11 protein-coding genes are annotated in these 13,018 nt (G+C 58.7%); 4 read left to right on the top strand and 7 right to left on the bottom strand.

Annotated elements, in window-relative coordinates; genetic code table 11:
* Positions 1-10: 10 nt before the first annotated feature.
* A complete protein-coding gene (locus WFK59_RS13195; protein WP_233985542.1) occupies positions 11-1,321 on the top strand; it encodes a c-type cytochrome in 1,311 nt (436 codons plus the stop codon).
* A gap of 51 nt (positions 1,322-1,372) precedes the next feature.
* Here WFK59_RS13195 and WFK59_RS13190 read toward each other — a convergent pair whose 3' ends face one another.
* From WFK59_RS13190 to WFK59_RS13175, 4 genes are all read right to left on the bottom strand, one after another.
* Entirely contained in the window at positions 1,373-2,785 is a 1,413-nt protein-coding gene (locus WFK59_RS13190) for an MFS transporter (RefSeq protein ID WP_336755964.1), read from the bottom strand.
* Between the two features lie 179 nt (positions 2,786-2,964).
* On the bottom strand, positions 2,965-4,482 hold the full coding sequence (abgT, locus tag WFK59_RS13185; protein WP_336755963.1) for a p-aminobenzoyl-glutamate transporter: 1,518 nt from the start codon (positions 4,480-4,482) through the stop codon (positions 2,965-2,967).
* A gap of 166 nt (positions 4,483-4,648) precedes the next feature.
* Positions 4,649-6,091: a M20 family metallopeptidase gene (locus WFK59_RS13180; protein ID WP_336755962.1), complete on the bottom strand. Its 1,443-nt coding sequence runs from the start codon at positions 6,089-6,091 to the stop codon at positions 4,649-4,651.
* Positions 6,088-7,401, bottom strand: a complete 1,314-nt coding sequence (locus tag WFK59_RS13175; protein WP_336755961.1) for an amidohydrolase — start codon at positions 7,399-7,401, stop codon at positions 6,088-6,090. Before WFK59_RS13175 ends, WFK59_RS13180 begins: the two co-directional genes overlap by 4 nt.
* Positions 7,402-7,516: 115 nt before the next feature.
* Here WFK59_RS13175 and WFK59_RS13170 point away from each other — a divergent pair, with 115 nt between their 5' ends.
* A complete protein-coding gene (locus tag WFK59_RS13170; RefSeq protein WP_233985537.1) occupies positions 7,517-8,416 on the top strand; it encodes a LysR family transcriptional regulator in 900 nt (299 codons plus the stop codon).
* Positions 8,417-8,491: 75 nt separating this feature from the next.
* A complete protein-coding gene (yjdN, locus tag WFK59_RS13165; RefSeq protein ID WP_094122193.1) occupies positions 8,492-8,929 on the top strand; it encodes a VOC family metalloprotein YjdN in 438 nt (145 codons plus the stop codon).
* An 87-nt stretch (positions 8,930-9,016) separates the two neighbouring features.
* Here yjdN and WFK59_RS13160 read toward each other — a convergent pair whose 3' ends face one another.
* The 3 genes from WFK59_RS13160 to WFK59_RS13150 form a co-directional block, all read right to left on the bottom strand.
* Positions 9,017-9,883 (bottom strand): nucleoside-specific channel-forming protein Tsx, encoded by an 867-nt coding sequence (locus WFK59_RS13160; protein WP_336755960.1) that lies wholly within the window; start codon positions 9,881-9,883, stop codon positions 9,017-9,019.
* Positions 9,884-10,160: 277 nt separating this feature from the next.
* Entirely contained in the window at positions 10,161-11,516 is a 1,356-nt protein-coding gene (locus WFK59_RS13155) for a sensor histidine kinase (protein ID WP_336755959.1), read from the bottom strand.
* Positions 11,513-12,172, bottom strand: a complete 660-nt coding sequence (locus WFK59_RS13150) for a response regulator (RefSeq protein ID WP_094122195.1) — start codon at positions 12,170-12,172, stop codon at positions 11,513-11,515. The genes WFK59_RS13155 and WFK59_RS13150 overlap by 4 nt, the downstream gene beginning before the upstream one ends.
* A 468-nt stretch (positions 12,173-12,640) precedes the next feature.
* On the opposite strand from WFK59_RS13150, the gene WFK59_RS13145 reads away from it, so the two are divergent.
* Entirely contained in the window at positions 12,641-13,009 is a 369-nt protein-coding gene (locus WFK59_RS13145) for a helix-turn-helix domain-containing protein (RefSeq protein ID WP_003855685.1), read from the top strand.
* Positions 13,010-13,018: the final 9 nt, after the last annotated feature.

Below are 13,018 nucleotides of genomic sequence, written 5' to 3'. Positions count from 1 at the left end.
GAACATGGCGATGAAAAATGGCATTCTGGCCCTGATTCTGGGCACCCTGACCTTCGCCGCGCTGGCGGATGACAACCGTGACGAGCTGGTGAAGCGGGGCGAGTATCTGGCGCGAGCCGGTGACTGTGTGGCCTGCCACACCGCAAAAGACGGTGCGGCGTTTGCCGGCGGCCTGCCGATGGCGACGCCGATTGGCACAATCTACTCCACCAATATCACGCCCGATGCGGCGACCGGCATTGGCGACTACAGCTACGATGACTTCCAGAAAGCGGTCCGTCACGGCGTGGCGAAAAATGGCGATACGCTCTATCCGGCGATGCCGTTTCCCTCTTACGCGGTGGTCAGCGATGAGGACATGAAGGCGCTGTATGCTTACTTCATGCACGGCGTGGCGGCGGTGAAGCAGCCGAATAAAGAGAGTGACATTCCGTGGCCGCTGTCGATGCGCTGGCCGCTGGCGATCTGGCGTACGGTATTTGCGCCGGAAGTGAAGGCGTTCCAGCCTGCCGCACAGGAAGACCCGGTGCTGGCGCGCGGTCGCTACCTGGTCGAAGGGCTGGGCCACTGTGGTGCCTGCCACACGCCGCGTAGCGTCACCATGCAGGAAAAAGCGCTGAACAACGAGGAAGGCCACGACTATCTGGCTGGCAGCAGCGCGCCGATTGATGGCTGGACCGCCAGCAACCTGCGCGGCGATAACCGTGACGGCCTGGGCCGCTGGAGTGAAGAGGATCTGCGTCAGTTCCTGCGCTATGGCCGCAACGATCAGACCGCCGCCTTTGGTGGCATGACCGAGGTGGTGGAGCACAGTCTGCAGCATCTGAGCGACGCCGATATCACCGCCATTGCGCGCTATCTGAAGTCGCTAGGTGCGAAAGATCCGCACCAGACGGTCTTCAGCGTCGATGACGCCACCGCCAAAGCGTTGTGGAAAGGCGATGACAGCGCGACCGGCGCATCGGTCTATGTCGACAGCTGTGCCGCCTGCCATAAAACCGACGGCAGCGGCTATCAGCGCTTCTTCCCGGCGCTGCGTGGCAATCCGGTGGTACAGGCCGATGATCCGACCTCGCTGATCCATATCGTGCTGGTGGGCGGTCAGCTGCCTGGCGTGAAGGGCGCACCGTCGACCATTACCATGCCGGCGTTCGGCTGGCGTCTGAACGATCAGCAGGTTGCCGATGTGGTGAACTTCGTGCGCAACAGCTGGGGCAACAAAGCGTCTGAACCGGTCAGCGCAAAGCAGGTCGCTGAGCTGCGTAAAGATGAGAAAGATCGCCTGGGCAGCGCCGATATCCGGGTGCTGGAAGGTAAGTAAACTGCCATAAAGCGGGCCGGTACCCTGGCGGTACCGGCCGCTTCTTTTCTGCTAGATATTCTCCAGATCGATCCCGCGGGTCTTAGGTCCGTACAAGCCCACCGACAGCATCACAATCAACATGCTCAGTACGATAAAGGCGATCACGCCTGGCGTACCGGCGTACTGCAAAATCACACCGATCAGGATACTGCTGAACACCGTAGAGAGACGGCTGAACGAATAGCAGAAGCCAACGGCACGGGCGCGAATGTGGGTCGGGAAAATCTCGGTCTGATAGGCGTGATAGCTGAAGGTCAGCCAGGCGTTAGACCAGGTGATAAGGAAACCACAGGCGATCAGCATCAGCGGCTGGGTCTGAAAGGCAAACAGCGTGCCGAACACCACGGTCATCAGCGATGACAACACGATCTGCCATTTATTCTCCAGCTTATCCGCGTAGCGGCTGGAGATCAGCGAACCGAGCGGATAGGCCAGCGTGATAAAAAAGGCATACAGCAAACTGTGGGTCACCGTGGTGCCGCTGCCCGACAGCAGCGCAGGCAGCCAGTTACCAAAACCAAAGAAGCCGATCGCCTGGAAGAAGTTCATCACCACCAGCATCAGGGTGCGCTGGCGGTATGCGGGTGACCAGATTTCACGAAAACGCCCCCGTTTTGGCAGCTGTGCGGCGGCGTCATCGGGCGGAAAGGGCGCGCCTGGCGTCAGGCCGCAGCGTTGTTCCATGGTAGAAAGCACCTGGTGTGCCTGTTGATGACGGCCCTGCTGTGCCAGCCAGCGCGCCGATTCCGGCAGGTTTTTGCGAATCAACCAGATCACCAGCGAACAGACCGCACCGGCGATCACCACCCAGCGCCAGCCTTCGAGGCTGAGCAGCGTTTGTGGCACCAGCCACCAGGAGATCAGTGCCACGGCGGGCACCGACAGAAACTGTACAAAAAAGGCGAAGGCGAACGCCCGGCTGCGCAGATGACTGGGCACCCATTCCGACAGATAGGTATCGATGGTTACCAGCTCGACGCCGAGGCCGATACCCACCAGCAGGCGGAACAGGATAATCATCTCTGCGCTCTGCTGAAACGCCATCAGCAGTGAAAACAGGCCGTACCACAACAGCGCGCACATAAAGGTCAGACGGCGGCCAAAGCGGTCGGCGTAAGGAGCCAGCAGGCTGGCACCGATAAACAGACCGAGAAAGGTGGCAGAAGCAAACGCCGCCTGATCGGAGAATCCGAACACGCCAGCGCCGCCGGTGTGAAACAGTCCGGCCGCCAGCAGGCCGGAGCTGATATAGCCGGTTTCAAACAGATCGTAGAGTTCGAAAAAGCCGCCCAGCGCCAGCAGGGTGATAAAGCGCCATAATCCGGCGGACGAGGGCAGGGCATCAATACGGCCAGCTAAGTTGGAACGGGAGGCCGATGCGGCAGGCATCGGCGTGATCCCGGTGGTAACGGTGGTTGTCATGTCGGGGCAGACCTCGGGCAGTGTTTGCAGGAATCGCAGGGCTGATGCTTATTAAAATAGTTAACCCTTAGCACGCGAAGAAATAGCAGAATAATCAATTCGCCTGCGGTTGCCGAGAGGCATGTTGGTGAGTTTTTAGCAACGTACGTTGCACTTTTTGCCGTCCGTGGCGTTGTGCATTACGGCAGATGCGGCCAGATGCCCGGTCCGATCGGCAGTCCCAGCCAGTACCACACCACCAGCAGCGCAATCCAGCTGATAAAGAACACCAGCGGATAGGGGAAGATCAGCACGTAGTAGGTGCCGAGCTGCGCATCTTTCTGGTAGCGCTGCAAAAAGGCGAGGAACAGCGGCAGGAACGGCGACATCGGCGCCAGCGGCAGCACCGCCGAGTCGGCGATACGGAAAATCATCTGCGCAAAGGCGGGATGAAAGCCGAGCAGCATAAACATCGGCACAAACACCGGCGCCAGAATCGACCAGATCGCCGAGCCGCTGGCGATAAACATGCAGAGAAACGCCGACAGGAACATCAGCCCGAGAAAGGCGGGTGCGCCGCTTACGCCGGCACTCTCCAGCACGTCGGTCAGGCCGATCGCCATAAACTTGCCCATGTTGCTCCAGTTAAAGAACGCCACGAACTGCGACAGCGGAAACACCATTACAATAAACCCCGCCATCCCTTTCATCGGATCGACCAGCAGCTGCGGAATATCATCCGGACGGCGGATCTGGCGGGTCACCACGCCATAGGCAATCGCCACCACAAAGAAGAACAGAATAATGATCGGCACAATACCCTGAATAAACGGCGAGGGAATAATGGCCCCGCTGGTGGGGTTACGCAGCGGCGCATTCTCCGGTATCACCAGCAGCGCCATCAGGGCGATAAACAGCAGGGCGGCAATCCCGGCGGCGCGCAGGCCGCGGTTCTCCAGCGGCGTAAGAGCCGCCAGTTTTTCGCCGCTGCCCTGCCACTGTGGCAGGCGCGGCTCAACAAATTTATCGGTCAGCAGCGCTCCGACAAGGGTCAGCACAATCACCGAGGTCGCCATAAAAAACCAGTTATCGATGACGCTGACGTGCACCGTGTCGCTCACCGCTTTGGCTGCTTCGGTACTGATGCCGGAAAGCAGCACGTCGGTGGTGACGATCAGCAGGTTGGCGGTAAAGCCGGAGGCCACACCGGCAATCGCCGCCAGCAGTCCGGCCACCGGATGACGGCCGACCGCCAGGAAGATCAGCGCGCCCAGCGGCGGCATCACCACCAGCGCCGCATCGGAAGAGATATGGCTGAAAAAGGCGATAAACAGCACCATGTAGCTGGCGTAGCGGCGGTTGACGCGCGACGCCATCTTCACCATCAGCGACTGCAGTAAGCCGACTTTTTCCGCCAGACCGGCACCAATCACCAGCGCCAGAATCGATCCCAGCGGGGTAAAACTGCTGAAGTTTTTGATGATGTTGGGCAGGATCCACTGAATGCCAGCAACGCTCAGCAGGTTATTTACCCGCACCATTTCGCCGTTGCTGGGGTTTTTAACCGCCAGATCCAGCGCACTGATAATGGCGGTGGCGATCATCAGCACCACAATCAAATAGACAAACAGTAAAAAGGGATTAGGAACTTTATTTCCCACCCGCTCAACCCAGCTAAAAAGTCGCCCAGGGCTGCGGTTCTCTGATGTTGCTTCCATAGTTTCTGGTCTCGTCTTGTGTCCCGTCATCCGGGTGCGCGTTCGCTGACGCCAGTCGTTGAGTGAGACGTCCGGCGATAGGTTACAAACGGCACGCCGGAATCCGGGAAGGTGTTTGCAATCATATTTTTTTATAGCGGTCCGCGCCGGTGACGCGGCCGTTGGCTCATTCGGCCAGTTTTGTCGGTGTGATCCCCGCCGGGATCGGGCAGTGATAAGGCTGTGAGGCGCGCACCCGATCGAACTCCGCCTGACAGCGGGCCAGCGCCGCCGAATCCTGCAACAGCGTGACGACGGTGGCGGCCATCACTTTGCCAGCCAGAAACATCCCCTTATGCGCGATGCTGGTGCGACCCTGCGCCACCAGCTGCCAGGTATGCAGCGGCGTACCGAAGGTGAAGCAGGGCGCAAAGCACTGCGCGGTCGGCGTCACCCAGCTCACATCCCCGACATCCGTTGAGCCATACAGCAGCTCGCGCGTCACGGCATAAGGCGCTACCTGATCCATAAACAGCCGGTCACCCAGTTGCTCAACCCAGGCCTGGCCTGCTTCGCCGCCGGTTCGGGCTGCGTTGAGCCGCGCATTGCGCAGATCGTCGTCGGTCAGGGTGGCGCGTATCTCTGCCGCGAACGCTCGCTCCTCATCGCTGTAATCGGGCAGACCAAACTGATGCAAATAACGCTCCATCACGGCTTCCAGCGCGCGATTGGGCACGTAGTCAGAGCAGGCTTTGTCAAAACGCACCGTCAGGGTGGTGTCGGTCATCAGCGCCGCGCCGCGGGCGATATTGATCACCCGCTGGTAAATATCCTGCGCCTGCTGCAGTTCCGGCGCGCGGATCAGGTAGAGCACTTCCGCGTCGGCCTGTACCACATTCGGCGAGACGCCGCCGCTGTTAGTCACCGCATAGTGCAGCCGTGCTTCCTGCACGATGTGCTCACGCAGAAAATTGGCACCGGTGTTCATCAGGGTGACCGCATCCAGTGCGCTGCGACCGAGGTGCGGTGAGTTAGCGGCATGTGCCGCGACGCCTTTGAAGCTGAATGCCGCCTGGATATTGGCGAGCGTGCGCAGATTAAACATCCCGCTGAAGCCTTCGGGATGCCAGGTCACCGCGGCATCGACATCATCAAACAGCCCTTCGCGCACCATAAAGGTTTTGCCGGAGCCGCCTTCTTCACCGGGACAGCCGTAAAAGCGCACCGTTCCGCCGGTATGATGTTGCTGCATCCAGGCTTTCACCGCACTGGCTGCCGCCACGCCTGCGGTACCGAGCAGGTTATGGCCGCAGCCGTGACCGTTGCCGTTGGCCTCCAGCGGTTGCGGGCGGGCGCATCCCGCCTGCTGGCTCAGGCCCGCCAGCGCATCAAACTCGCCAAGGATGGCAATCACCGGTTTACCGCTGCCGAAGCTGGCAATAAAGGCGGTATCCAGGCCGCCCACGCCGCGTTCTACCGTGAAGCCCTCCGCCGCCAGCGCATCGGCCAGCAGCGCGCAGGAGCGGGTCTCGGCAAAGCGGGTCTCCGGCGTATCCCAGATGGCGTCGCTGAGTGCGCTGAAGCGCGCCTGATGACGGTCGATATAATCAGCAATGAACGCTTCCATCATCGGCCTCCGTCAAACTGCGCCTGATTCAGCGCCAGGGTTGCCAGCATCGCGATCGCCACGGGCATCACCTGCTCATCAAAGTCGAACTTCGCGTTATGGTGACCCGCCGCCAGATCGCAGCCGAAGATGGCATACGAAGCCTGACCGCCGCGTTGCTTCACCCGCTCCATCATGTAAGTGGCATCTTCCGATCCGGCCGCCTGAGCCTTACGATCGACCACCGAATCGAAGATGCCGAGCGCCTCTGCCTGCTGATGGATAAAATCGACCCACGGCTGGGTTGGGGTGCAGCTGCGGGCGGCCCCCATCAGCGTGATCTGGTGCTCAACGCCATACATCGCCGCCGCGCCAGCGATGACCCGCAGCGCCTGCTGGTAGATGTCATCGTTAACCTGATTGGTGACGCCGCGGGTTTCGACTTTCAGCAGCGCACAGTCGGGCACCACGTTACGTCCGGTACCGGCCTGCAGTACGCCAACGTTGACACGCGCCACACCGCCGCTGTGCTGGGTAAGACCGTGCAGCGCCAGCGTTGCCTGAGCCGCCGCCAGCAGGGCATTGCGGCCCTCTTCCGGTCGGCCACCGGCATGCGCGCCGACGCCGGTGAAATTGACGTCGAGTTTGGTGGTGGCGAGGAAACTGTCGCTGCCACACACCAGCTCACCCGCTGGCACGCCGGTGCCGAGATGGATAGCGGTAAACAGATCAACATCATCCACCACGCCAGCCGCCACCATCGCTCTGGCACCGCGAACCCCCTCTTCGGCGGGCTGGAAAATGAGTTTAATCGTGCCGCTCAGCTGAGCTTTCATCGCCATCAGCACCGAGGCGAGGCCGAGGCCGATGGTAGTGTGGCCGTCGTGTCCGCAGGCGTGCATCATGCCGGGATTGCAGGAGGCGAAGCCTTCACGCTGTGGCAGGTGATCTTCCGCCTGACTCTCATTGAGATCGAGCGCGTCCATATCGACCCGGAAGCCGATCACCGGGCCGGGACGACCGGTTTCCAGCGTGGCAACGATGCCGCAAAACCCACCGGAGAAGTGGCTGATCCACTGCGGTAACGCGCCCTGCTGCAGTGCCCGGGCTTCCTGCTGCTGCAGCACGGTCTCGCTGGGTAAGCCCATACGCGCATCGGCGTCGATCACCTCACGGCCCAGTTGCAGGTGATAACCCAGCTTGTGCAGCTCGTCGGCGACCCGCGTGGCGGTACGGAACTCCAGCCAGCCAGATTCCGCGTAATGATGGAACTCCCGGCGCCAGCTTTTGAGCTGCGCCAGCCGGGCGCTGATAAGGTCGGAAAGGGTATTCATCGGCACTGTCCTTACTGTTGGTTTTTTACGCACTGCCTCGAATCTACACAATGGTATTAGCCGGCATAAGATGCGAATATCTTGTGACTGATAAACAACGGTTATCACAAAAACTATGACTGCTAACCTTAAACTTCATCAGCTGCGCGCCTTTGTTGACGTGGCACGCCAGGGCAGTATCCGGGCGGCAAGCCGTCTTTCCGGGCTTTCGCAGCCGGCATTAACCAAAGCGATTCAGGAACTGGAGCGTGAACTCGGTGCCCGGTTGTTTATCCGCCGTCAGCAGGGCGTGGTCTTAACCGATATCGGTGATAACTTTTTTCGACATGCCAGTCTGGTGCTGGCGGAGTTGCGGGTGGCGCAGGAGGATATCCAGCAGCGGCTGGGGCTGGGCGGCGGGCAGGTGAACATCGGCGTCGGCGGCAGCGTGGCGCGCACCATCATGCCGCAGGTGATTAACCAGTTTCACCGTGAATACCCGCTGGTGAAGGTGCGCATCGTAGAAGGGCAACTGGTGTCGATGGTGCATGAGTTGCGGCAGGGCGCGCTTGATTTCACCATCAATACCTACGATCAAAGTCATCTCGATCAGGAGCTGATGTATGAGCGAATGATGGAGCGCGAGTACAAAGTGGTGGTGCGCAAGGGCCATCCGCTGGAGAAGGCCCGCTCGCTGGCCGAGTTGCAGCAGGCGGACTGGACCATGCCGACGCCCAAGGGCAGCTACTATCGCTTACTGCACGATCTGTTTGACGAGCGCGGCATGGCACCCAAAATTGTGGTGACCTGCGAAACCTTTATGGCCTGTACCAGCCTGGTGGCGCAAAGCGATTTCATCAGTATTTTATCGGTGGATGTGATCGACGATCCGATTCTCGGCCGCTCGCTGGTGGCGCTGTCGCTGGACGAACCGCTGCCGAAAGCGATCTTTTATCTGATTCAGCGTAAGGATACCGCGCTGACGCCGATGAGCAGTTATATGGCGCAGTTATTTCGTCGTTATTGCCAGCGCTGACGGGTAGCGTTCTCTCATCGTCTACACTTGGTGTATTCGCGTAAATGTGAGTTCAACCCACAATCGGAGGTGACGATGCAAGTCTGTCCATATCTGTTTCTCTATGGTCGCTGTGAAGAGGCAATCGAGTTTTACCTGCAGGCCACAGGCGGGAAACTGCTGGAGAAAATGACCTTTGGCGATATGCCAGAGCAGGGCGAGCAGGTAGGCGATCAATCTGCGCCGCCGCAGCCGCCGGAAAAAATTATGCACGCGCATCTGCGTATCGGTCAGGGAGAGTTGATGCTGAGCGACGGTAACACGCAGAAGCCGCCGGCCTCGGATCACGCCGGTTACGCGGTCAGCCTCGCCACCACGGATGCAGAGCAGGGCAAAACCTGGTTTGAAAAACTGTCCGTGGGCGGCAAAGTGACGACCCCGTGGCAGGAGACGTTCTGGTCAAATGGATTTGCGATGTTTATCGATCAGTTCGGCATTCCGTGGCGCATCAACGTGGTGAAGCCGCAGGAATAAAGCAGGATGCGGGATCGGCGCCGGTGACAGCGGCGCCGTTGTAGGGTCGCCTGAGCACGGCCAGCCTTGCAGCCAGCCGCCTGCTCATCAGAAGTTGTAACCCGCCACCAGGTAGTAACCCCAGCCGGTCGATTTCACTTCAAACGGACCGCTACCGAAGTTCAGCTCCTGCCCATCCGCCCACTGACCGCCATTGTGGAAGTAACGCGCCACGGCTGAGAAGTGCCAGTGATCGTAACCCAGCGACAGAATATGGCTGGAGGCGATTGAGTTGCTGGTGCGCGACGAACCGCCTTTCTCGTTGAGATCGGAACCCCAGTCAAAGTTGGTGAAGCCGACATAGCCAAGGTTACCGCCCCACAGCGTGGTGATCGGCACAAAGTATTTCACCTTGAAGCGATAGCCATCCCAGCTGTTTTCATTTGCCGCACCGTAGTTTTCCCACTGATATTTGGCATAGACGTTCAGTGACAGACCCACATCGCTGTGAGTATCGATATCGGTGCCCAGACCCATATACCAGGTATTCTGGCGGTTATCGCTGTTGCGGCCCATGTCGTAGATGTAGTTGTTGGCGAAATACCACTCTTTGAACGGACCAAAGGCCAGACTGGTGCCGGTCAGTTTGTCGATCGAGAAGCGCGGTTCAATCTCCATAAACATCGGCGAACCGTGGTCAAAAATACCGTTGGCGTTGCTGTTACCCGCGCCGAAGAAGTTGGTCAGATCGAGATAACCGTAGAAATCGAACCAGTCTTTTTTGGCAAACGCTTCATATTCCAGATAAACGTCGTTGTTAAACTGCGGCCCGAAGCGCGTGTGGTAGCTGCCCACCACGTTTACGCTCTGATGCCACCAGTCGGACAGATATTGCGGATCGCTATCAGCGGCTTGCGCAACACCCGTCCAGGAACATGCCAGTACGGCACCTGCTATCAACGTTTTGAATTTCATTATCATTAACCACATGCTTTTGACCGCTGCACAGCAGGCGCAGTCAGAGAGAAGTCGATCCCGGGGTGGGGAGTGAGTTATTCAGGACATAACAGCCAGTTTCCAGCCCGCGTAGCGTGCCTGCAACATAGCGATAGAAAATAGATTTTGCTCACGTTTGTCAAAAAGTGTTGCATTACAATTCAGTGAAAATGTGACGTGCTTCACAATAATGGCGGTGATCGAACGGAACCAGGCAACCGTTTACGTTGTCTGGTTCGCGATCAAACGTGCGGGATCAGGGAAAAGTGACGCGGACCTGCAAACCACAAATTGCACCCTGTGGCGTCAGGCAATTGGAAAGGGCGACATGAATCTGATGTTTCTGCGCAACGCTGCGCACAATCGATAAACCCAGACCGCTGCCCTGCGCTTTAACGTCAGGGGAGCGGGTGAAACGGTCAAAGGCGCGTTCAATAAAGGATTCCGGCATACCCGGTCCGTTATCGACAATATCCACCACCGTCTTGCCCGCCACCCGATGCAGCAGAACATCCACCAGGCTCCCTTCCGGCGTATGCAACATGGCGTTACCAATCAGGTTGTCGAACAGGCTACGCAGTTCAGAGCGGCTGGCCTGCAGGCGATACTGGGTCGAGCCGTTAAAGCCGATATCGATGCCGCGTTTATCGGCCACCACCATCAACTGCTCAATGCTCTCTTTCAGCAGATCTTCCAGTTCAATCTGCTCAATGCTGGCCACCACGCTTTGATCTTCCTGACGGGAGACGTTCAGCAACTGGGTCACCAGGTGACGGGTACGCCTCACGCCCGCTTCGAGCTGGCTGAACTGCCGGCTGGCCTCGCCCGGCTGAATATGCTGACGCAGATTCTCCAGCTGCAGCGTGACAGCGGTGACCGGGGTTCGCAGTTCGTGAGCGGCATCTTCCAGGAACTGCCGCTGGGATGACCAGGCCTCGCGCAGCTTATTCAGCAACGCGTTATACGCGGCAACCAGCGGCAGGATCTCATCCGGCAAGCCTTCCGGTGAGACATTGTGCGGATGATGCGTCTCCTGCGCCGCGATCTGCCGCGAGGCGACCTGCAGATCGCGGGTGATCTTCCGCACCACCAGCCAGATCACCAGCAGCGACAGCGGCATCATCAGGATCAACGGAATGATCGCCGACAGCGCCCGTTTGACCATCAGCGCTTTCATGTAGCTGAGGTTGTGCATCACCTGAATGGTCTTGATCTCACTGCCTGGCTGACCGGGTCGGGTGTAGATACGCCATTCGCAGTCATCACAATGGCCCACATCGACATCGCGGTAACCGCGCTGGGCTTGCAGCGGTGCGTGCAGTTCCGGCCACGAGCTGGCACGCAGCCTGCCCTGGTTATCCCACAGCTGCACCACAAAAGCGCTCTTCGCCTTGTCAGGCGGAATGAGCATCGGCATCAGTGCCGGCATCTGCTTGTTGGTCGACCAGGCATCGGCGATTTTCGACAGCTGATCGTCCTTCATGGTGCCGACCATGTCGCCATAGCAGCTGAAAAAATACCAGGTGACGCCGCCAATCATCAGCAGATGAATAATCAGCAGCGTACTGAGTAATTTATTGCGTAACGAACGCATAAAGGGGAACGGTTTCATATTGCCGGCACCCGCCAGCCCAGCCCGCGTACATTGCGAATCGCGTCGTTATCCAGCTTGCGCCGCATCCCGTGGATCAGCACATCAACCGCGTTGCTGCTCACTTCGTCGCCCCAGCCGTAAATACGGTTCTCCAGCTGCTCGCGCGAGAGAATCGCGCCGGGACGCTCCAGCAAGGCATAAAGCAGGGCATATTCGCGCGCGGTCAGCTGCTCGCGCTGGCCCTTATAGAGCACTTCGCGCGTCATCATATCCAGCTGCACATCGCCGCTGCCCAGCACCGAATCCGCCGCACCGTGGCGACGTCGGGTAATCGCCCGCATCCGGGCCAGCACTTCCTGCAGATCAAAAGGTTTAAGCAGGTAATCGTCAGCGCCGCTGTCGAGCCCCTGTATCCGCTGCGCCACCGTATCGCGCGCAGTCAGGATCAGCACCGGCGTAGAATCGCCGCGCCCGCGCGCCCGGCGCAGCACCTGCAATCCGTCATCACGCGGTAAGCCGAGATCCAGCAACACGCAGCTGTAGCCGCCTTCGCTCCAGGCGTTATGGGCATAAACGCCATCGCGTACCCAGTCCACCGACCAGCCCGCGCCCTCTAAAGCCTGCTGCAGGTTCGCGCCGATCATTTCATCATCTTCAACCAATAACACGCGCATGGCTGATCTCCTTCGTAAAGATGGGAGAGAGTTTATACATCAATTGTTAGGTCAGAATTATCCGCCGTCATTCCGCCGTCATACTTCGTACTACAGCGGCGTTGGCTACGTCTGGCCGCCTTGCGGTAATACGAATTATAGGGGCGAATCGGGTGTGACTTAACGCAAATTAGCCTGGCGGATTCGACGGTGACTTAACACAAATTATTTAAATGCTGGCCGCCAGGAGGCATCGAAAAAGAGTTAAATCGACGCCGATGTAACTTAACGCAAATTATTTTACCGGATTGCCAGGATCACTTAATGCTTATTATTCAGGCAGGTTGTTGCCGTTATCTGACCGATAAAGGGGGCCGCAGGCCGGAATCTGGCGGTTGCTAATTCTGCGCTAATTTTCTGCTAATTAAGGGATAAATTTAACCGGGTAAAGTGGGTTCACTGCACATCAGCGTAAATCAGGAGGAACCCATGAATCAGCGCGAGTTTATTCGGAGTTTGCTGGACTGGATTGAGAACAACTTAGGACACGATCTGCATCTGGATGAGGTGGCGCGTCGCTCTGGCTATTCCCGCTGGCATCTGCAACGGCTGTTTCGCCAGCATACCGGATTTTCCCTGGCGGAATATATCCGACAGCGCCGGTTAACCGAATCTGCGCTGACGCTGCTGAGCAGCAATGAAGCGATATTGCAGGTCGCCATGAACTACGGGTTCGACACCCAGCAGGCCTACACCCGCACCTTCAAAAACTATTTTATGATGACGCCAGGCCAGCTACGCCGCCAGCGCCGGGTCGAGCCGGACCGGTTACTGTTTCCGCTGGCCATGGCCAGTTGATGCCTTTGA

Origin of the sequence: Pantoea sp. USHLN298 (assembly GCF_037149395.1) — a bacterium.
Taxonomy (GTDB): Bacteria; Pseudomonadota; Gammaproteobacteria; order Enterobacterales; family Enterobacteriaceae; genus Pantoea; species Pantoea astica.
This window is presented reverse-complemented; position numbering and strand designations above follow the sequence as displayed.

What these genes read in the sequence shown, in the direction of transcription:
- WFK59_RS13195 (WP_233985542.1), top strand. Translation starts at nt 11, where the DNA reads ATGAAAAATGGCATTCTGGCCCTGATTCTGGGCACCCTGACCTTCGCC.
- WFK59_RS13190 (WP_336755964.1), bottom strand. Translation starts at nt 2,785, where the DNA reads ATGACAACCACCGTTACCACCGGGATCACGCCGATGCCTGCCGCATCG.
- abgT (WP_336755963.1), bottom strand. Translation starts at nt 4,482, where the DNA reads ATGGAAGCAACATCAGAGAACCGCAGCCCTGGGCGACTTTTTAGCTGG.
- WFK59_RS13180 (WP_336755962.1), bottom strand. Translation starts at nt 6,091, where the DNA reads ATGATGGAAGCGTTCATTGCTGATTATATCGACCGTCATCAGGCGCGC.
- WFK59_RS13175 (WP_336755961.1), bottom strand. Translation starts at nt 7,401, where the DNA reads ATGAATACCCTTTCCGACCTTATCAGCGCCCGGCTGGCGCAGCTCAAA.
- WFK59_RS13170 (WP_233985537.1), top strand. Translation starts at nt 7,517, where the DNA reads ATGACTGCTAACCTTAAACTTCATCAGCTGCGCGCCTTTGTTGACGTG.
- yjdN (WP_094122193.1), top strand. Translation starts at nt 8,492, where the DNA reads ATGCAAGTCTGTCCATATCTGTTTCTCTATGGTCGCTGTGAAGAGGCA.
- WFK59_RS13160 (WP_336755960.1), bottom strand. Translation starts at nt 9,883, where the DNA reads ATGAAATTCAAAACGTTGATAGCAGGTGCCGTACTGGCATGTTCCTGG.
- WFK59_RS13155 (WP_336755959.1), bottom strand. Translation starts at nt 11,516, where the DNA reads ATGAAACCGTTCCCCTTTATGCGTTCGTTACGCAATAAATTACTCAGT.
- WFK59_RS13150 (WP_094122195.1), bottom strand. Translation starts at nt 12,172, where the DNA reads ATGCGCGTGTTATTGGTTGAAGATGATGAAATGATCGGCGCGAACCTG.
- WFK59_RS13145 (WP_003855685.1), top strand. Translation starts at nt 12,641, where the DNA reads ATGAATCAGCGCGAGTTTATTCGGAGTTTGCTGGACTGGATTGAGAAC.